The 20,438-nt window shown below is 61.3% G+C and carries 16 protein-coding genes, 1 tRNA gene and 1 riboswitch; of the genes, 6 read left to right on the top strand and 11 right to left on the bottom strand.

All coding sequences use genetic code 11. The features are described 5' to 3' along the window. Window positions 1-181 precede the first annotated feature (181 nt). From FF098_RS02100 to FF098_RS02090, 3 genes are all read left to right on the top strand, one after another. Window positions 182-2,017, top strand: a complete 1,836-nt coding sequence (locus FF098_RS02100; protein ID WP_205967340.1) for an amidase — start codon at window positions 182-184, stop codon at window positions 2,015-2,017. Between the two features lie 108 nt (window positions 2,018-2,125). After that, the gene (locus tag FF098_RS02095; RefSeq protein WP_155136701.1) at window positions 2,126-3,262 is read left to right on the top strand and encodes a M14 family metallopeptidase; all 1,137 of its coding nucleotides are present in this window, start codon (window positions 2,126-2,128) and stop codon (window positions 3,260-3,262) included. A 100-nt stretch (window positions 3,263-3,362) separates the two neighbouring features. After that, window positions 3,363-5,876, top strand: coding sequence for a glycoside hydrolase family 9 protein (locus FF098_RS02090; RefSeq protein WP_155136698.1), 2,514 nt, complete (start codon window positions 3,363-3,365; stop codon window positions 5,874-5,876). Window positions 5,877-5,927: 51 nt separating this feature from the next. Here the strand turns inward: FF098_RS02090 and FF098_RS02085 are convergent, their stop codons facing one another. From FF098_RS02085 to cpdR, 4 genes are all read right to left on the bottom strand, one after another. Next, on the bottom strand, window positions 5,928-7,526 hold the full coding sequence (locus tag FF098_RS02085) for an ABC-F family ATP-binding cassette domain-containing protein (protein ID WP_155136695.1): 1,599 nt from the start codon (window positions 7,524-7,526) through the stop codon (window positions 5,928-5,930). Between the two features lie 86 nt (window positions 7,527-7,612). Further along, complete coding sequence (locus FF098_RS02080) at window positions 7,613-7,855, bottom strand: GIY-YIG nuclease family protein (protein WP_155136692.1); 243 nt, start codon at window positions 7,853-7,855, stop codon at window positions 7,613-7,615. Window positions 7,856-8,025: 170 nt separating this feature from the next. Then, window positions 8,026-8,100 (bottom strand) — tRNA-Val (locus FF098_RS02075). Window positions 8,101-8,253: 153 nt separating this feature from the next. Beyond that, window positions 8,254-8,613, bottom strand: a complete 360-nt coding sequence (gene cpdR / locus FF098_RS02070) for a cell cycle two-component system response regulator CpdR (protein WP_155136689.1) — start codon at window positions 8,611-8,613, stop codon at window positions 8,254-8,256. 285 nt (window positions 8,614-8,898) lie between these two features. Between cpdR and FF098_RS02065 the strand changes: the two genes are divergently transcribed. Then, window positions 8,899-9,774, top strand: a complete 876-nt coding sequence (locus FF098_RS02065; protein WP_155139313.1) for an N-formylglutamate amidohydrolase — start codon at window positions 8,899-8,901, stop codon at window positions 9,772-9,774. Window positions 9,775-10,150: 376 nt separating this feature from the next. Continuing rightward, complete coding sequence (locus FF098_RS02060; RefSeq protein WP_229714497.1) at window positions 10,151-11,365, top strand: glycosyltransferase family 4 protein; 1,215 nt, start codon at window positions 10,151-10,153, stop codon at window positions 11,363-11,365. A 21-nt stretch (window positions 11,366-11,386) separates the two neighbouring features. On the opposite strand, the gene FF098_RS02055 is transcribed toward FF098_RS02060, so the two are convergent. The 7 genes from FF098_RS02055 to FF098_RS02025 form a co-directional block, all read right to left on the bottom strand. Next, window positions 11,387-12,874 (bottom strand): FMN-binding glutamate synthase family protein, encoded by a 1,488-nt coding sequence (locus FF098_RS02055; protein WP_155136686.1) that lies wholly within the window; start codon window positions 12,872-12,874, stop codon window positions 11,387-11,389. 18 nt (window positions 12,875-12,892) lie between these two features. Beyond that, window positions 12,893-13,366, bottom strand: coding sequence for an ASCH domain-containing protein (locus FF098_RS02050; protein WP_205967338.1), 474 nt, complete (start codon window positions 13,364-13,366; stop codon window positions 12,893-12,895). A gap of 3 nt (window positions 13,367-13,369) precedes the next feature. Further along, entirely contained in the window at window positions 13,370-14,944 is a 1,575-nt protein-coding gene (gcvPB, locus tag FF098_RS02045; RefSeq protein WP_155136682.1) for an aminomethyl-transferring glycine dehydrogenase subunit GcvPB, read from the bottom strand. Further along, the gene (gene gcvPA, locus FF098_RS02040; protein ID WP_155136679.1) at window positions 14,944-16,284 is read right to left on the bottom strand and encodes an aminomethyl-transferring glycine dehydrogenase subunit GcvPA; all 1,341 of its coding nucleotides are present in this window, start codon (window positions 16,282-16,284) and stop codon (window positions 14,944-14,946) included. The genes gcvPB and gcvPA overlap by 1 nt, the downstream gene beginning before the upstream one ends. A 27-nt stretch (window positions 16,285-16,311) precedes the next feature. Further along, entirely contained in the window at window positions 16,312-16,674 is a 363-nt protein-coding gene (gene gcvH, locus FF098_RS02035) for a glycine cleavage system protein GcvH (RefSeq protein ID WP_155136676.1), read from the bottom strand. Window positions 16,675-16,698: 24 nt separating this feature from the next. Beyond that, entirely contained in the window at window positions 16,699-17,859 is a 1,161-nt protein-coding gene (gcvT, locus tag FF098_RS02030) for a glycine cleavage system aminomethyltransferase GcvT (protein ID WP_155136673.1), read from the bottom strand. A gap of 130 nt (window positions 17,860-17,989) precedes the next feature. Beyond that, window positions 17,990-18,085: riboswitch (glycine riboswitch) on the bottom strand. Window positions 18,086-18,177: 92 nt separating this feature from the next. Next, window positions 18,178-18,984, bottom strand: a complete 807-nt coding sequence (locus FF098_RS02025) for a MipA/OmpV family protein (protein WP_155136670.1) — start codon at window positions 18,982-18,984, stop codon at window positions 18,178-18,180. A 107-nt stretch (window positions 18,985-19,091) separates the two neighbouring features. On the opposite strand from FF098_RS02025, the gene FF098_RS02020 reads away from it, so the two are divergent. After that, window positions 19,092-20,435, top strand: coding sequence for a TldD/PmbA family protein (locus FF098_RS02020; protein WP_155136667.1), 1,344 nt, complete (start codon window positions 19,092-19,094; stop codon window positions 20,433-20,435). The last annotated feature ends 3 nt before the right edge of the window (window positions 20,436-20,438 follow it).

The raw sequence follows: 20,438 nt of genomic DNA, 5'->3' as shown, positions 1-20,438 counted from the left end.
CATACTCTCCCTTGGTGCAGCCTAGGCCCGTTGGCATACCCGAATCAAGACGGGTGACAGGCTGGACTATCAAAGCCGCCTCAACTGCACCGCTGGCGCGCCAAAAGGCCTGCTTGACGCGCCCTACGGTCTGCTTACCTTTGCTCACAGGTTTTAACGGGTTGGGTCGAGGAGCCATTAAATGACCAGCAAGGGACAGTCTGAAAATTCGCCAGCAAGGAACGACACTCAGAATGGTGAGCTGCGCCGCGATTTCCTGCGCAAGGCCACGCTGGGTGCCCTGACGGTTCCCCTCGTCAGTGCGTGCTCGCAACAATCATCTCAAGGATCATCACAGGGAGAAACCGGGATGCAGGGTGTACCGCAAGGGCTGACCGGGAACGAGGCAGAGGGTAGCGGACTGACGGTCGATACCCTGTCCGAGGCCGAAAAGATCCTCGGTCTCGATTACACCGGCGCCGAACGCGAACAGATGCTCTCCTTCGTGGAAAGCCAACTGGAATCAATCGCCAGCATCCGCGCCCAGGCGATGCCGAACGATCTCGCCCCCGCCCTGACTTTCGACCCGCGCCTGCCTGAAAGCCCCGAGCCACCTGTACAGGAAGTCTTCGCCCCGTCCGGTGATAGTGGCAGCCTTCCGTCTACGGATACACAGATCGCCTTTTCGTCGGCGGTCTCCTTGGGTCGCTGGCTGCGCGATGGTTCGATCACCTCCCGCCGCCTGACGGAAATCTATCTCGACCGGATCGAGCGCTTCGGTGGCCAGCTGGAATGCTTCGTGACCGTCACACCAGAGCTTGCCCTGCAACAGGCCGACGAAGCGGACCGGCTGCTCGCAGCCGGTACCGACAAGGGGCCGCTCCACGGCATTCCCTACGTGATGAAGGATATTATCGACACAGCCGGCATACGCACCAGCTGGGGCGCTGAACCATACAAGGACCGGATCGCCGAAAACGACGCAACGGTCACCCGCCTGCTCAACGAAGGCGGCGCGGTACATCTGGCAAAATCCACGGCCGGGGCCATCGCCTATGGCGACATCTGGTTCGGCGGCGTGACCCGCAACCCGTGGAACCCGAATGAAGGCTCCTCCGGCTCCTCTGCAGGCTCTGCCTCGGCGACGGCTGCGGGCCTGTGCGCCTTCTCCATCGGTACCGAGACGCTGGGCTCCATCGTCTCCCCGTCGGAGCGCTGCGGCACGACCGGCCTGCGCCCCACCTTCGGGCGCGTCTCGCGCAGCGGTGCCATGGCGCTGTGCTGGTCGCTCGACAAGATCGGCCCGATCTGTCGCTATGCGGAGGATACTGCCGCGGTGATGAGCGTCATCAACGGCTATGACGCATCCGACCCGTCCAGCCTGCGCAGCAATTTCGCCTATGATGGCACGGCTGACCTTGCCGGCATGACCATCGGCTATGTGCCCGGCTGGTATGAAGAGGCCGACGATGTCGACAAGGCAGCACTGGAAGCGGCCCGCAGCCTCGGCGCGACCATGCGCGAGGTCGCCTGGCCCGACCTGCCCTATGGCGACCTGACCACCATCGTGCTTGCCGAAGCCGCCGCCGCCTTCGCCGAGCTGACGCTGGAAAACCGCGACGACGAGCTGACCTGGCAGGACGACAATGCCTGGCCGAACTCTTGGCGCGGTGTGCGCTTCTATTCCGCCGTCGATTACATCCAGCTCGACCGCCTGCGCCGCCGGGTGATGGCCGAGGTTGGCGCGGTGTTTGAGGATATAGACGTGCTGATCGGCCCGAACTTTGCCGGTGGCGCGCTGGTGGCAACGAACTTCACTGGCCATCCCTGCCTGGCGCTGAAAGCCGGCTTTGCCGACCGCCCCACACGGACGATCTTCGGCCAACCAGCCGATGAAAGCGTGGAAACCTTCCGCGTGCCCCGTGCCACCTCCATCTGGGGGCCTCTCTTTGGCGAAAACGCCGTCGTCCGCGTCGGCACAGCTTTGGAACGCGCACTGGGCGTTTCCGACGAGCATCCGTCGGCCTTCAGTCAGTAGCAACGTAAATCTCTGGCATGGCAACCCGGGTTCTGTCCCGGTGGTTGCCAGAGCCGGACACACGGCCTACCTATCCGGCACGAGACGCAACAGCTTCAAGGAGCTCTCATGCCGGAAAAACTCATCATCTCCAGCAATTTCGACGGCGGCAACATCATCTGCAATGCCTGTGACGACGCCAGCGATATTCGCCTTGAAATCCGCAAGGACCATCAGTCCGATTTCTACCAGTGGTTCTATTTCCGGCTGAGCGGCGCCGAGGCCGTACCCGTTACGATGACCATCGAAAATGCGGCGAGCGCCGCCTATCCGCAGGGTTGGCCGGATTACCGCGCCGTCGCTTCTTACGATCGCGAGACGTGGTTCCGCGTCGACACGACGTATAAGGACGGCAAGCTGGTCATCAATCATACGCCGGGCCTGAACTCGGTCTATTATGCTTACTTTGCACCTTATTCCATGGAGCGCCATGCCGACCTCATCGCGTCGGCCGCCCTGTCCGACCGCTGTCATGTCTCCGTCCTCGGCCATACTCTCGACGGGCAGGACATGGACCTGCTCACCATCGGCGAGCCCGGCGAGGGAAAAAAAGTGTTCTGGGTCGATGCCCGCCAGCATCCGGGCGAGACAATGGCCGAATGGTGGATGGAAGGCTTCCTCGACCGTCTGCTCGACGAGGACGATCCCGTCGCCCGCACCCTGCTCGATCAGGTCGTCTTCCATGTGGTGCCGAACATGAACCCGGACGGCTCCCGCCGCGGGCACCTGCGCACCAACGCCGTCGGCACCAATCTCAACCGCGAATGGGACAAGGCGAGTCTCGAGAAAAGCCCCGAAGTCTATCACGTGCTGGAAAAGATGAAGGAAACCGGTGTCGATCTCTCTTTAGATGTCCACGGGGATGAAGCCCTGCCTTATAACTTCATTGCAGGCGCTGAAGGCATCGAGGGCTGGAGCAATCGCGACCAGATGCTGCTCGACCATTTCAAGAACGCCTATGTCGCGGCCAGCCCGGATTTCCAGACGAAGGTCGGCTATCCGGTGGGCGCACCGGGCAGTGCGGACCTGTCGATCTGCACGAATTATATGGCCAGGACCTTCGGCTGCCTCGCCATGACGCTGGAAATGCCGTTCAAGGACACGGTCGAAACGCCGGACACGGAGTATGGCTGGTCCCCGGCCCGTTGCGCCCGCCTCGGCGGCGCGGTCCTCGACGCCATGCTGTCGACCCTGAGGCAAATGTAGGTCGAAAGGGGCTTGCCCTTCCCCGTGGCACTGTTGGCGATGGCGTGATATGTTAGCGCTCACCAAAACATAATAAACTGCCACAGGGAAGGAAAATACAATGACCATCAAGGGGTTACGCCTGTTTGCCTGCGCTGCTGCCTATGCCGCCGCCGGGGTTCTCGCTACCGCCGGCGCGCAGGACATGGAACTGACGGAGGACGGCTATTACGCCAAGCCGGGCGCCAATGTCCTCGTCTTCTCCAACTATTATGACAGCCTGTTTTCCGACTCCAAGATTTCCGGCGTCGAGATCGTGCAGCACGGAATCCGCACCGCGACCAATGGCGATGTGCGCCTGTCGGCGACCCCCGGCCAATGGGACCCGATCGGACTGTTCGTCGAGCGCGAGGTCAGCGAGGAAGACGGCGTCATCACCGCGACCCTGAATTATGACGAGTACGACTTTTCCTACACCATCCGCTCTGAGACGAAGGGCGACCAGGTCGTCGTCAGTGTCAACCTGCCAAAGGCCCTGCCCAGGGAACTGGAAGGCAAGGCCGGGTTCAACCTCGAGTTCATCCCGTCGCAATACTGGGACAAGCCGTATCTCGCCGATGGCAGACCGGGCCTGTTCCCGCCTTATGCGTCGAGCGCCATGGAAATGCCGTATCAGGACGAGGCCTGGGGCACGCGCGCTGAGGCCAAAGCCATCGCAAGCGCCAAGACCTTCGTGCTCGCCCCCGGCGATGACAGCCATCAGATAACCCTCAGTGCCGGGAACACCGACATCTCCCTCTATGACGGCCGCAACCAGGCCCAGAATGGCTGGTATGTGTTCCGCTCCCTCCTGCCCGCTGGCAAGGAAGGCAAGGTCCTCGAATGGACCATCGATGTCGACAGCGACCCGAACTTCGTACGCGAACCGGTCGTCTCCTTCTCGCAGGTCGGCTATACGCCGGAGCGTTCCAAGATTGCCGTCGTCGAGCTTGACGATAACGACACCGCGCCAGCCACCGCGAATATCCTGAAGATGGATGCCGACGGCACCGTCTCCACCGTGCTGGAACCGGCGGTCGAACCGTGGGGCGACTATCTGCGCTATGACTATGCGACCATCGACTTCAGCAGCATCACCGAGCCCGGGCTTTATGCCATCGAGTATGATGGCGAGCGCACGGTCACCTTCCCCATCGCCGAGGATGTCTACGACACGACATGGCACGCGACGCTGGACGTCTTCTTCCCGGCGCAGATGGACCATATGTTCGTCAATGAGGGTTATCGCGTCTGGCATGGGGCCTCCCATCTCGATGATGCGCTGCAGGCACCGGTCGACCATGTCCACCACGATCTCTATGCGCAGGGACCGACCACCGACACGGCGTTCGAGCCGCTGGAACACATCCCCGGCCTGAACATTGGCGGCTGGTACGATGCCGGCGACTATGACATCCGTACACAGAGCCAGTATGGCACGATCCGCACTCTCGTTGCAGCCTGGGACAAGTTCGGGATCACCCGTGACCAGACGCAGGTCCAGCAAGACATCCGCCATGTGGAAATGCATATCCCCGACGGCAAGGCCGACCTGCTGCAACAAATCGAGCACGGCACGCTGCAGCTGGTCGCGCAGTTCGATGCCGTCGGCCACGCCATCCACGGCATCGTCGAGCCCGACCTTGGTCAGTACACCCATCTCGGCGATGGCGTGACCAAGACCGACAATCTCGTCTATGACGCCAGCCTCGGCGAACACGAGGTTGCCGGTGAAGTCGGCAGCGGCCGCTCCGGCAAGCTTGATGACCGCTGGGCGTTCACGTCCAAGTCAAGCGCGCTGAACTATGGCTCCCTCGCCGGGCTCGCCGCCGCTGCACGGGCCCTGGAAGGGTATAATGACGAATTGGCCGACAAGGCCCTCTCCATTGCGGTCGAGACCTTCGCCGAGGAGGAAGGCAAGGAGCCCGATCTCTATCGCCATGGCAACACCACCGGCGGGCCGGTGGAGGTCGAGCGCTTCCGCGCCGCTGCCGAGCTGCTGCTGACGACCGGCGACGACACCTACGCCGAAGCGGCTGGCCGGTACTGGGACGAGGCCAAAGAGCAGTTCTTCCCCTTCATCGGCACATCCGCCCTCGCCATCGTGCCGATGATGCCGCAGGCGTATTCAGAAGAGGTGCGCGCGGCATCCGAAAGCTGGCTTGTCCAGCGCGAGGAGAGCGCGGCCGACAATCCGTTCGGTGTGCTGATCACCCGCGGCGGCTGGGCTGGCAGCGGCACGGTCGTCAATGGTGCGATCCTGCAATATGACATCCACCGCACCTTCCCCGGCTTGGTCGATACCGCCGAGATTTATGATGCCGTCGACTTCATCTTCGGTCGTCACCCGGCGCATAACCTGTCGCTGGTCTCCGGCGTCGGCGCACAGTCGAAGAAGGTCTCCTACGGCACCAACCGGGCTGACTTCTCCTACATTGCCGGCGGCACCGTGCCCGGCATCCTCGTGCTGAAACCGGACCTGCCGGAGAATCGCGAGGACTGGCCGTTCTTCTGGGGACAGAACGAATATGTCATCCCGAACGGCGCGTCGCACATCTATCTGATGAATGCAGTGATGGATCTGTCTGACGACTGATCATTCCAGCCGCATAAAAGTTATACCCGCGCTGTGATGGCGCGGGTATTTTCATGCGACCTTGCTTTTCCCCCGGTCAGCCTGCGTGACCAATGCCCGGTAGTCGTTCAGGTCGCCGTCGTAAACGCGCGCCCTGCCATCCTTGACCAGCCAGAGCTGGTCGGCGGTCGCCTCTGCAAGAAAGACGTCGTGGGTGATCAGCAACACCGCGCCCTTGAAATCGTTGATCGCGTAGATCAGCGCTTCGCGGCTGTCGATGTCGAGGTGGGATGTCGGCTCGTCGAGGATCAGGATATGCGGCTTGTCGAGCGACATCAGGCCCAGCAGCAGGCGCACTTTTTCGCCGCCTGACAGTTTCTCGACTTGCGTGTCTACCTTCTCGTTAGAGAACCCCATCTGCGCCGCCGTCGCACGTTGCTTGGCGCCGGGCGTCCCCTTTGGCAGCGCCTCTGCGACATGCTCGAGCACGGTATAGCCAGGGGTCAGCTCGTCGAGCTGGTCCTGCGAGAAATAGCCGACCCGCAAGGCGCTGGCCGCCGTGCATTCGCCGGCCATCAGCGGCAGGCGCCGGGCGATCGATTTGACGAGGGTCGTCTTGCCCTGCCCGTTCGTGCCAACGATTGCGATGCGATCATCCGGATCGACGCGCAGGTCGACGCCGGACAGGATCTTCGCATCGGCGCCATAGCCAAGATCCGCGTCATGCAGCTGCAGCATGGGCGGCGACATCTGGTCCTTCGGCGCAGGGAAGCTGAACGGCACGGTACGCTCTGCCAGCGGAATGGAAATGTCCTGCATCTTTTCCAGCATCTTGACCCGCGACTGGGCCTGCCGGGCCTTTGAGGCCTGCGCCTTGAACCGGTCGACGAAAGCCTGCAGGTGGGCGCGATCGGCCTCCTGCTTTGCCCGCTGGCTTTCCAGCTGAGCGACTTTCGCCGCGCGCAAATTCAGCCATGCATCATAGCCGCCCGGGCAGATAGACAATTGCCTGTGCTCCAGCGCCATGGTGTGTGTAACGCAGCGGTTCAGCAGGTCGCGGTCGTGGGAAACGATAATGACCGTATACGGATAGCGCTGGATGTAGCCTTCCAGCCATGCCGCCCCTTCCAGATCAAGATAGTTGGTCGGCTCATCAAGCAGCAGCAGGTCTGGCTGGGAAAACAACACCCCCGCCAGCGCGGCGCGCATCCGCCAACCGCCGGAGAACTCGCGCGTCGAACGGTAGAGATCGTCATTGGTGAACCCGAGACCGGTCAGAACCGAGGCGGCGCGCGCCTCCGCCGTCCACGCATCGATATCGAGAAGGCGGGTGTGGATGTCGGAAATCCGGTCGGGATCGGTCGCCGTTTCGACTTCCTGCATCAGCCGGTGGCGCTCTTCATCGGCGGCGAGAACGACGTCGAGAATGGTATCGTCGCTGGCCTCGACCTCCTGCGCGACCCAGCCGAGCCGGGCACGGTTCTGCATCTTGACGGAGCTGTCCGGCGACGGGTTGGCGATCTCCTCGCGGATGATCCTGAGCAGGGTCGACTTGCCGGTGCCGTTGCGGCCGACAAGGCCGACCTTCCAGCCCGGCGCGATATGGGCCGTGGCATTTTCAAACAGCGGGCGGGCATCGATACGATAGTCGAGATTGGTGATTTTCAGCATGGGAGAGCCTTAGACGTTGCAGTGCAACATGGCCATCTGTTTTTGATGACAACAAGAGAATGGCTGCGCCACCCGAAGCCGAAGGCCTACCAGAAGCGCTTGGCGGCAAATGCCTGCCCCGACCCAGACTTCAGATATTTTTCGAATGCCAAGGCTTTCTCCTTGGAGTCGAACGCATGGCAGCTGACAAGCTTCCAGGGGATGTATTTCGCGGTATGTTTGGACTGACCTGCATTATGGGCTTTCAGGCGCTGCTGTAAGTCCTCGGTGAACCCCACATATTTTTGATCAGGGCTCGAAGTACTGCGGATCAGATAAACGTAGTACATTCGGGAAACAGCCCCCCTTCGCCAAGGCTTCGGAGGGTACTCCTTCGCCAATATCGCCTCGGATGGCTGCGCCATCCGAAGCCGAAGGCGAAGGCCCCTGCCGGGGCATCATTTTCCTTCAAAAGCACCACTGGTGCTTTTGATTTTCCTTCGGAAAACCGGAAAAGTGATGGTGGGCGTACGTAGGATCGAACTACGGACTTCTACCATGTCAAGGTAGCGCTCTACCACTGAGCTATACGCCCCACTCACCATCGAGGGTCAGGCGGGACAGGGCCCGCCGGAGCGATGGGTATTAGCGCGGGGATTTTGCGATTGCAACCCGAAAAACGTCCCAAAACACAAAGGGCGGCAAATTCGCCGCCCTGTCTGAATTCGTGTGATTTCCAGGCCTCGTCTCAGGCAGCGATCATCCGGTCGACCTCGTTGACGAGGTCCTTCAGGTGGAACGGTTTGGACAGCACCTTGGCATCTTCCGGCGCCTTGTTGGCCGGGTTCAGCGCCACGGCGGCAAAGCCGGTGATGAACATGATTTTCATGTCAGGGTCGATTTCCGAGGCACGGCGGGCCAGTTCAATCCCGTCCATGACCGGCATGACGATATCGGTAAGCAACAGGTCGAACTCGCGCAGTTGCAATTCGGTCAGCGCCTCGTCCCCCTGGCCGGCGTCGACAACGCTATGGCCCGCTTTTTCCAGCGCTTTTTTGAGAAAAGAGCGCATGCTCTCATCGTCTTCTGCCAACAGGATCGCCGCCATACTCAAGTCACCCTCTAATGGTCGTCACACAGACATTATGATTTTTTCGCTGCCCTTCATAGACTGATCAGGCTTAACACGCCCTTAATTGCGGTCCGTTCATGGCGTCGGCAGGCAGGCTTTTTCCCACATCTATCCATCATTTTAATCCGCTTGGCGATATTGATTCGCCGGGCAAACGGGGGCCTTTATGAAACCGACGGAAAACATGCTGTCAAAACCGCACAAGGCTGCTAGATCAAAGACATGGCTTCGCGACCGACAGACAGGCTGACCGGCCAGGACATGCAGGAGCGTTTCGCACCGATCGAAATCGTGCGACCTGCCCAATGGTCCGCCCCGTTCATCTTTTCCTCACCCCATTCCGGCCGCCGCTATCCCGCCGCCTTCCTGAAAGACAGCGTGCTCGACCTGCACACGTTGCGCCGCTCCGAGGACAGCTATGTCGACCTGCTGGTCGACATGGTCCCCGGGCTCGGCGCGCCCTTCCTGAAGGCGCTGTTTCCGCGCGCCTTCGTCGATGTGAACCGGGCCGAAAACGAACTCGACCCGCTGATCTTCGCTGACCAGCTGCCAGCAAACAGCGATACCCGCTCCAATCGCGTCCTTGCCGGGTTCGGCGTCATCCCCCGCCTTGCCGCCGACGGGCTGTCGATCTATCGCAAGAAATTACCGTTCGCCGAGAGCGAGCGCAGGCTGGAGCATTATTACCGGCCCTATCATGCAGCTCTGCAAGGGATGATCGATGAATGCATGGACCGTTTCGGCTGCACCATCCTGATCGATTGCCACTCCATGCCATCGCGCCATGTCTGGAACCGCCATCGCAAATGCGACGTCGATTTCGTGCTGGGGGATCGTTATGGCGCCTCATGCTCCCCGGCTCTGGTCAGTCTCGCACAAAGCCTCCTTAACGATCAGGGTTATGCAGTAGCGCAGAACTCTCCTTATGCGGGCGGGCATGTGACCCAGTATTACGGCAATCCGTCGGGCGGCATTCATGTGTTGCAGATCGAAATCAATCGGGGCCTTTATCTCGACGAGACACGCATCACCCGGACAGCAGGATTTGCTCCATTGCGCTTGGCGCTGAATACAATCTTTGCCGATTTCCTGAAAATAGACCCTGGGGCCCTGACGGTGCGTCAGGCCGCCGAATAGACTCAGATAACTTGCCCCCTCCGCCAGAGGGAGCGCTATCATGGCGCAAAAAAAAGCCGCGGCACGAAGCCGCGGCAAGTTTAATAGGGAGGAAACGCCCAGGAAGGGCATGACGTCTAAACGTCGATTATGATATTACTCACTTTTTCTTCGCATGCGACAGGTATTTTGCGGCGCAACAGCACAAAGACATAAAGCTTCATATATTTTTAGATATTTGGCATATTTGTCCACCTTATGGCACCTAAGTAAAATAATACGCTAAATACTCAGTATGAATTCTAGACTTAAGAGATTTTGATCGAATGAAATTTGGATTTGCCGAGACCTGTTTTGACAGTACTATGCCGTAAAACGACTCATCCGGAAGGTTGGAATGACCGAAAAAAATAAAATGACAGAGGGCGAAGCAGCCACGACTACCAAGCGCAAGGGTGCCCTGAACCGTCTGGGAGCCGGCGTCGCCCGCCTGACACGGGCAAAACAGAAATTCACGATGCCAAATCCGGAAAGCGGACTGAAGATCGTGATTGTGACCGATGCCTGGAAGCCGCAGTTGAACGGGGTGGTGACAACGCTGGATACCCTCGGCCGCATCCTGACCGACAAGGGCAACAAGGTGATGTACATCACCCCGCTCGATTTCAAGTCGATGCCCATGCCGACCTATCCGGAGATCCGTCTGTCGCTGTTCCCCAACCGCAAGGTTGCCAAGATGATCAACGACTTCAAGCCGGATGCGGTGCACATCGCCACAGAGGGGCCCCTTGGCCGGGCCGCACGCCGGTTCTGCCGCCGCCGGTCCTATCCCTATACGACCAGCTTCCACACCCGATTTGCCGAGTACACATATGAGCGCTTCCGCTTTCCGGTCGAGTGGGGATATGCCCTGCTCAAGGACTTCCACAAGCATGGCGAGACGATGATGGTCGCCACGCCGGGCCTGATGGATGAACTGACGGAGCGCGGCTTCACCAACATGAAGCTGTGGGCGCGCGGCGTCGACACCAAGGTGTTCAAGCCCATGGAGACCGACGTGCTGCAGGACTTGCCCCGCCCGATCTTCATGTATGCGGGTCGGCTGGCCGTGGAAAAGACGCTGGAGGATTTCCTCGATCTCGACCTGCCCGGCACCAAGGTGCTGGTCGGCCACGGTCCGCAGGAGGCTGAGCTGCGCGTGAAGTACAAGGGCAAGAATGTCCACTTCGCCGGTGCGCATTTTGGCGAGGATCTCGTCAAGCACTACAATGCCGCCGATGTCTTCGTCTTCCCGTCGCGCACCGACACGTTCGGCCTCGTCAATGTCGAGGCATTGGCATGCGGCGTGCCCGTCGCCGCCTTCCCCGTACGTGGCCCGGCCGAGATCATGGCCGACGCTCCCCCGGGCGCAGGCTGTATCGATGAGGACCTGCACAAGGCCTGCATGACCGCGCTGGAGAACCGCGACCCGGAAGCCTGCCGCGAGCATTCGATGAAGTTCAACTGGGAAGCCGGTGCCCGCCAGTTCATCGCCAACCTGGAAATTCCGGGCTTCGACGAGGAATTCTGGCTGCGCTCGGCCCAGATGATCGAGGACCCCTTCCTGCCCTGAGCCATGTCAAGGCAGCCCTCGTCAGCCGGTCGGGTAAAGCTCGCTGTAGCAGACCGACCGGCCATTGCCCTGAACGATCCTGACATGGCGCCGCTGCAGTGCCCGCGGGTGCGACACCCCGCATGAATGGGCGATGGTCGAGACGTCCTTGTTCATACGATCGACATAGTTGGCCACGCGCACGGACTTGCTGGCAGGGTTCAGCCCGTCCTGAAGGTGCTTTTTGTGTGTGGTCACGCCTGTCGGGCACGTGTTGGTGTGGCAGCGCATTGCCTGAATACAGCCAATGGAGAACATGAAGCCGCGTGCCGTGTTGACCGCATCGGCACCCGCGCAATAGGCCCACGCAACCTCAGCCGGGGTAATCAGCTTGCCAGCGCAGATCACCTTGATGCGCTCACGCAAGCCATTGCGGATCAGGCCATCGACAAGCATCGGCAGGGATTCGCGCAAGGGCAGGCCGACATTGTCGAGCAAGGGCTGCGGGGCTGCGCCGGTGCCACCATCGCCGCCATCCAGGGTGATGAAATCCGGCGCATCGGCAGCGCCGCGACGGGTGATCGCCTCACAAAGCTCGCCTACCCAGCTGTCATCACCCAGAACCGTCTTGACGCCGACCGGCTTGCCACTCAGTTTTCTCAGCCTGCCGATGAAATCCAGGAGGTCATCGTAACTGTCTATTTCCGGGTGGCGATTGGGCGAAATCGACGCCTTGCCCACTGGAATGCCACGAATGGCCGCGATCTCTTCCGTCACCTTTTCCGCCGGCAGGATACCACCCTTGCCCGGCTTTGCCCCTTGCGAAAGTTTCAGCTCGATCATCTTAACCTGCGGGCGAAGGGCGTTCTCGCGAAACTTCTCTTCGGAAAAATTGCCGTCATGGTCCCGGGCGCCATACTTTGCCGTGCCGATCTGGAAGATGATGTCGCACCCGCCTTTCAGGTGGTAAGGCGACAAGCCGCCCTCGCCGGTATTCATCCAGCAACCGGCCTTTGCCGCACCATGGGACAAGGCCTCGATCGCCGGGGCCGAAAGTGAGCCGAAGCTCATCCCCGAAATATTCACAATGGACTTTCCCTCATAGGGATTGTCCGTATCCGGGCCAAAAATGACAGGCGGACATTCCTCCGCGTCCCGATCCAGCATTGCAAATCCGGCAGGCACGAACATCAGCGTGCCTGCTATGCGCAGATTGAGCGTGGAACCGAAAGGCGCGGTGTTGCTGATGCCCTTAGCAGACTTGTAGACCCAGTCCCGCTCGGACCGGTTGAACGGCATTTCCTCCCGATCGAGGGCGAAGAAATACTGCCGGAAGAATTCACCCAGATGGCTGAACAGATACCGGAACCGGCCGAAGACGGGAAAATTGTGACGGATGGAATCCTTCGACTGGAACTTGTCGAGGAAGAACATGATGATGACGACAAGGACGCCGGTACCGACGGCGAGCACGAAGAGGGAGGAAATAATATTCAGTCCGCGTACGGTAAAGTCAGCCAGCCAGTCCATTCTCTCTCCCGCAACCCGTCAGGGCTGCCAAATCATCGTGAATTCCTCGAAGATACATAAATCGGTCTCGCGGAAAGCAAAGCCGTTTTCCAGCGCCTCGCGATGAAAGAAATGGCGGTGTCCCCGCTTCCAGTCCGACAGCATGCGACTGCCCTCGCCCTCCCGCCAGGCAAAGGCAACTGTCACATCCCTGAAGGGCTTGATCGTGACCTTCTCCGTGCGGATCACACAGGCGGGGTTGTTTGCGGCGTCGGTAACAATCGCCAGGCCGCCGCGACGCGGCATTGGCATGAAGCCTTTTTTTACCCAGCAGGCATTGGAGCAGGTCGCCCGCTTTCGGCCCGACAGGACGAGCATCAGCAGTTCGTCGGCAATGTCAGGTCCGCCAAAGCTGTCGCAATCGAGCGGCTGGCCGCGATGGCTCGTCGCATCGCAGAAGCGTTGCCAGAAGGCGGCCTGCTCATCCGTCAGCATGACCGCCCCCTTCGCCATGACCTATTCCGCTGCCATGCTTTCGTCGTTTGACGGCTCCCAGCGCAGCACCGGCTTGCGAGCGGCGGCGGTCTCGTCGAGTCGGCGGCGGGGCGAGAGCACCGGCGCGGCCTTGAACTTGTCGGCCTTGCCGGCCTTGGCCTCTTTGGCGAGTGACAGTAGCGCATCGCAGAAAAGGTCGAGCTCGTGCCTGGACTCCGTCTCCGTCGGCTCGATCAGCATGGCGCCGTGGACGACCAGCGGAAAATACATCGTCATCGGATGATAGCCCTCGTCGATCATCGCCTTCGCGAAGTCGAGCGTGCCGACGCCGGTATCTTTCAGGAAGTCGTCATTGAACAGCGCCTCGTGCATGCAGGTGCCCTCGAAAGCCGGGGTCATCTCGGCTGACAGGCGGGCGAGCACATAGTTGGCGTTGAGAACGGCGTCTTCGGCAGCCTGGCGCAGTCCGTCCCCGCCATGGGACAGCATATAGGTCAGCGCGCGGACGAACATGCCCATCTGGCCGTGGAAGGCAGTCATGCGGCCGAAGCTGTGATGGTCGCCCTCTTCCTGACTGCGCTTCTCGATGAGGTGGAAGCCGTCAGCATCGCTGACCACATAAGGGATCGGCGCAAAAGGCGCGAGCGCTTCGGACAGCACCGTCGGGCCGGAGCCCGGGCCGCCGCCGCCATGGGGCGTAGAGAATGTCTTGTGCAGGTTGATATGCATGGCGTCGATGCCGAGATCGCCCGGCTTCACCTTGCCGACGATGGCGTTGAAGTTCGCCCCGTCGCAATAGAAATAGCCACCGGCTTCGTGCACGGCATCGGCCATTTCGCGGATGTCGCGCTCGAACAGGCCGCAGGTGTTCGGGTTGGTCACCATGATCGCGGCGACATCGTCCCCCAGCTTGGCCTTGAACGCCTCGATATCGACGCGGCCCGTGTCATCGGCCGGGATCGCATCGACGGTGAAGCCGCACTGGGCCGCCGTTGCCGGATTCGTTCCGTGGGCGGATTCAGGCGCGAGCACACGGGTACGCGTCTCGGCTTCGCCGCGCGCTTCCAGTGCTGCCTTGATCGTGACCATGCCGCACAGCTCGCCATGGGCACCGGCCTTCGGCGACATGGCGACGGCTGGCATGCCGGTCAGCTCCTTCAGCCAGCCGGCGAGCGTGTCGATCAGCTCCAGCGCGCCCTGCACGGTGGAGACCGGCTGCAGCGGGTGGATCTCGGCAAAGCCCGGCAGGCGCGCCATCTTCTCGTTGAGGCGCGGATTGTGCTTCATCGTGCACGAGCCGAGCGGGAACGGGCCCATGTCGATGGCATAATTCTTCTGACTGAGGCGCACGAAATGACGCATCGCTTCGGGCTCGGCGAGGCCCGGCAGGTTCATAGTGCCTTTGCGCTCCAGCCCGCCAAGGCGCGACCTGGTGCCTTTCGGCTCTGGCAGGTCGACGCCAGTCGCGGCCATGTGCCCAGTCTCGAAGATCAGCGCCTCTTCGATCTGCAGCGCACGGTTGCCAGTGAAGGTCTCGACCGACTGGACCTCGATGTCTTCGGGACGGGAGGGACGGCCCTGATTGTTCATGGACATTACAGCACCTCTTTCAGGGCGTTGGCGAACGCCTCGATATCTTTGTCTTGGGTCAGTTCCGTGGCGGCGACGATGAGGAGGTTGTGCTTGCTCTCATCCTCCGGCCACAGACGGCTTCCGGGCACGCCAGCGAGGATGTCCTTCGCGGCGAGGGCTTCGACGACCTCGGCTGCATCCTTCGGCAGGCGCAGGGTGAACTCGTTGAAGAAGGCGTCATTGACCAGCTCGACACCATCGATGGCGGACAGCGCATCGGCGGTGGCGCAGGCAGCCTCGTGGTTCAGCGTCGCCAGCTTGCGCAGGCCTGTCTCGCCCAGCAGGGTCATGTGGATCGTGAAGGCGAGCGCGCACAGGCCGGAGTTCGTGCAGATGTTCGACGTCGCCTTGTCGCGGCGGATATGCTGCTCGCGGGTCGACAGGGTGAGGACGAAACCGCGCTTGCCACCGGCATCGACGGTCTCGCCACACAGGCGCCCCGGCATGTTGCGCATGAATTTCTGGCGCGTCGCGAACAGGCCGACATACGGCCCGCCGAAATTCAGCGCATTGCCGATGGACTGGCCCTCGCCGACGACGATGTCCGCGCCCATCTCGCCCGGGCTTTTCAGCGCACCGAGGGAGACGGCTTCGGTGACCACGGCGACGAGCAGCGCGCCCTTGTCATGGGCAGCCTTGGCGATGGGTTCGAGATCGACGACATTGCCGAAAACATCCGGGGTCTGAACGATGACGCAGGCGGTCTCGTCACTGATCAGGTCGATGACATTGTCCGCGCCGTCCGGCGATGCCTCGGAAACGGTCGCCTTGCCGCCGACGAGCCCGCCATTCATGCGCGTGACCGATTCATAATGCGGGTGCAGCGAGCCGGACATGAGAATGCCATCGCGGCGGGTGACGCGGCGGGCCATCAGCGCGGCCTCGGCACAGGCGGTCGAGCCGTCATACATGGAGGCGTTGGCGACATCCATGCCGGTCAGGGACGCGACCTGGGTCTGGAACTCGAACAGATATTGCAGCGTGCCCTGCGCGATTTCCGGCTGGTAGGGTGTGTAGGACGTCAGGAATTCAGAGCGCTGAATGATATGGTCGACCGTTGCCGGCACATGGTGCCTGTAGGCCCCTGCCCCGACGAAGAACGGCCCTGCCCCGGCGGCGCGGTTCTTTCCCGCCATTGCCGCCATCTGCCGTTCCACCGCGAACTCGCCGGCATGATCCGGCAGATCGAGTGGCGGGTTCAGCGCATCGGCGGGCACATCGGCGAACAGCTCGTCGATGGCCTTTGCGCCGACCACGTCCAGCATGGCGCGGCGGTCTTCTGTGTCGAGGGGTAGGTAACGCATATCAGCTTTGCTTCCTTCAGCCGGTCTTTATTTGGCAAACTCTTTATACGCCGCTTCGTCCATCAGCTTGTCGAGCTCGGAGGCATCTGACAGCTTGATCTTGACAAACCAGGCGGCACCATCAGGGTCTTCATTGACCTTGGCAGGCTCGTCGACGATGTCGTTGTTGATCTCGACGATCTCCCCGGAGATCGGGGCATAGACGTCGGATGCGGCCTTGACGGATTCGACAACGGCCATCTCGTCTTTCTGGCCGAAGCTCTTGCCTACATCCGGCAGTTCGACGAAGACGACATCGCCCAGCTGCTCGGCGGCGTGCGCCGTGATACCGATGGTCGCGATATCGCCGTCAACGCTGACCCATTCATGGTCTTCAGTAAATTTCTTCATTGCTCGCTCCTCTTGATCAAACTCTTATTTCTTGCCGCGGTAATAGCGCTGGGGCACGAACGGCGTCGGGACTACGCTCGCTGGCACCGGCTTGCCACGCACGATCAGCATGACGCCCGCGCCCTCTTCGGCGAATGCCGCATCGACATAACCCATGGCAAGCGGGCCGCCATAGGTCGGGCCGAACCCGCCAGAGGTCACCGTGCCGATGGTCTTTCCGTCAGGGGACTGAATTTCCGTTCCTTCGCGGGCGGGCGCGCGGCCCTCAGGTTTCAGCCCGACTCGAAGGCGGCCCGTGCCTTCTTTCAGGTCTTTCAGGATGCGCTCGGCCCCGGGGAAGTCGCCTTCCTCGCGGCGGCGCTTGCCGATGGAGAAGTTGAGGTTCGCCTCGACCGGCGAGGTGGCCGTATCCATGTCATGGCCATAAAGGCAGAGCCCTGCTTCCAGCCGCAGGCTGTCGCGGGCACCAAGGCCGATGGGCTCGACAGCAACATGATCGATCAGGCGGCGGGCGACCAGCTCGGCTTCCTCCGCTGGCACCGAAAGCTCATAGCCGTCCTCGCCCGTATAGCCGCAGCGGCTGAGGCCGATGGGCATGCCGTCAAAGAACGTGTCGATGGAGGACATGAAGGGCATGCTCTCCGCCTCCGGAATGAATGTTGACAGAATCTCTGCCGCCAGCGGCCCCTGCAGGGCGAGCAGCGCGCGGTCTTCCATCACGTCGAGAATGGCGATGTGACCTAGCTTTTCGCGGATCAGGGCGAAGTCCTGGTCTTTCACAGCCGCGTTGACCACGAGGAAAAGACGACCCTGGTCTTCTTCGGTCGAGGGGCGCGTGATCATCAGGTCGTCGAGCACGCCGCCTTCCTCGTTCAGCAGAACGGTGTAGCGGATACGCCCTGTCGCAAGTTTCTGGATCTCGCCCGGCACCAGCTGCTCGATCGTCTCGGCGATCGCCTTGTGTGCCTCTGCCGTGCCGAGCGGGCCTGCCTTAGTCGTCAGCCACGCCTGGCCCATGTGGGAGACATCGAACAGCCCCGCCTTCTCGCGGACATGGAGGTGCTCCTTCATCACGCCGAGCGGATATTGCACCGGCATTTCATAGCCGGCGAAGGGCACCATCTTGCCGCCAAGCTCGCGATGGATGGCGTCGAGGGGCAGTTTCTTCAAGGTTTCATCAGTCATCAGTGTCAGTTCCGGGATGGCTGCCTTCAAGCAGCGCCCCGGCTGTCACGGGACCTGAGAGATTCCGCGAGACCCTGAGTGAGGCTCGCTTGCTCCTTCGGTAGGATCGTCCGATCCTTTTCCAGCCTTTGTCGCGTCGGCGGTCCCTTGTACCTGAGAGTTTCCGGGGCGGTTGCTCCTTCGGTGCCGGCCAGTCGTAACGGCCGGGCTCTCCCGCCAAACGCGAAGCCCGGCGGAATCACCGGGCTCAGGCGGGAGAATAGGCGCTGGCGGGGTTGAGTCAATCGCTCATTAAGTCACGCTCGAAAAAGGCTGCAACTAGAATTTTCGTACCAGACCCAGGGCGATGAATAGCTGGTCTTCCCGCTCCACGATGGGGCTATCGGCAGCATCACCTGTCAGTGTATCACTGGCGATGATGCCGGTCGCAAACAGCCGGTCGGTGATGTCATAGAAACCGACGAGCTGGACACCATAGGAGGTGACCCCGCCATCGGGATCGTAGGGCGTGTAGATGCTTGCCGCCGCCTGATCCGGCATAACACCGAAGAATGCATCGTGCCGCTCGTCATTGCCGATGGTAGCCCTGACGGACGGAATAATCGTCAGGCGTTCTCCAGCTGGCAGGCGCGTGCCAGCGTTAAGCACCAATTCCGTGCCGGTATCACCGCCGAGGGACTGCATCAGCGTCGCACCGAGAGATATGTAACCAAGTCGATAATCGCCGGCGATGCGTAAGGCAGGGCCACCATCCAGATCGCCGAGTCCGCGCAGGGCAGCGCTGTCATCCTCATCGCGACCGAAATCCCACGCAATCCCTGCCTGAAGGGAGTATGGAACGTCTCGCCCACCACCCCACTGGACACCGATACCGCGGATTGGGTCGATAAAATATCTATCCCGCCAGCTTACATCGAAATAGGGCACTACCATCCCCTGGATGGCGTCAGCACCGGGATAATCATTGCCAGCGATCGCGATCGCCCCGGCCTGGATGTCCCAGTCCCCGCTGTCGACACCGTTCTGATCGGCCGACATGCCCTGTGCTTCCTGTGCAGCGACACTGGCAAGTCCAGTCATACAGACACAGGCCATCGAGATGATGGCCGACCCGAAAATACGCATGATACCTCTCTTATGCCCAATCCTTGTGACCGCGATCAATGTAAGGCAGTCTTCTCGCCAGTCGAGCGCTGTTGCACGGCGGGCGGTTCCAGCCTATCTCGGTTGCCATGACAAAGATTTCCCCTGAAGACGCGCTTGGCCTGCTCATCGAGGATGCGATGAAGGCCGGTGCCGATGCCGCCGACGCCCTGATGTATGAAAGCGTCTCGAATGCCGTTTCCGTCCGCCTCGGCGAGGTCGAGGATGTCGAGCGGTCTGAGAGCCGCGACCTTGGCCTGCGGGTCATCTATGGCAAGCGGCAGGCGAGTGTCTCGACCACAGATTTCACGCCGGAATCCCTGAAGGAGACGGCAGAGCGCTGCGTTTCCATGGCAAAGGCAGCGCCGGAAGACCCCTATTGCGGGCTTGCCCCGGAAGACCGGCTGGCGAAAGCCCCCTTTGCCGATCTCGACCTGTTCGACGGCGTCGAGCCGACGACCGAGCAACTGAAGGAACGCGCCCTCGCCTGCGAGGAAGCGGCCCGCGCCGTGGATGGCGTGACCAATTCCGGCGGCGCCGATGCGGGCTTCGGTTCCGGCACATCGTGGTTCGCGACAAGCCACGGCTTTTTCGGCGCGTCAGCCGGTGGCAGCCACTCCGTCTCGGTTTCGGTCCTCGCCGGTGAAGGTCTCGGCATGGAGCGCGACTATGACTATGACAGCGCAACCCATCTGGAAGCATTGCGCGATGCAGGCTCCGTCGGCACCCGCGCCGGGGAACGGGCGGTCAGGCGCCTGAACCCGCAGCGCCTGTCGAGCCGTCAGGCCCCGGTGATCTTCGAACAGCGCCTCGCCAAGTCACTGATCGGAAAACTCGCCACAGCGATCAATGGCGCATCTATCGCCCGCGGCGTCAGCTTCCTGAAGACCAAGATGGACGAGCAGATCTTCCCCGAGTCGATCACCATCATCGACGACCCGCTGGTCAAGCGCGGTTTCGGCTCCAGCCATTTCGATGGCGAAGGCGTCGTCAATGAGCGCCTGACCGTGATTGACAAGGGCGTGCTGACGACCTGGATGCTCAACTCCTCTCAGGCGCGCCAGCTGGGCCTTGAAACCAATGGCCGGGCGACGCGCGGCACTGGCGGTCCTCCCGGCTCTGGCTCCACGAATATGTGGATGGAGCCCGGCACGATGAGCGTCGATGAACTGATCCGCGACACCGGCGAGGGCCTGTACCTGACCGACATGTTCGGGCCGCAGGTCAATTCCAACACCGGCGACTATTCAGTTGGCTGTTCCGGCTTCTGGATCGAAAAGGGCGAGATCGCCTATCCGGTTTCGGAGATCACCATCGCCGGGAACCTGTTGGAGATGTTTGCGAACCTGACCCCGGCCAGCGACCTGGAGTTCAAGGGCGCCAAGAACGCCCCCACCCTGCGCATCGAGCGCATGACCATCGCAGGCAACTAACGC

This window comes from Aquisalinus luteolus (genome assembly GCF_009712425.2).
Lineage (GTDB): Bacteria > Pseudomonadota > Alphaproteobacteria > Caulobacterales > Parvularculaceae > Aquisalinus > Aquisalinus luteolus.
The sequence above is the reverse complement of the archived record's forward strand: the minus strand, read 5'-3'. Positions and strand labels throughout refer to the sequence as shown.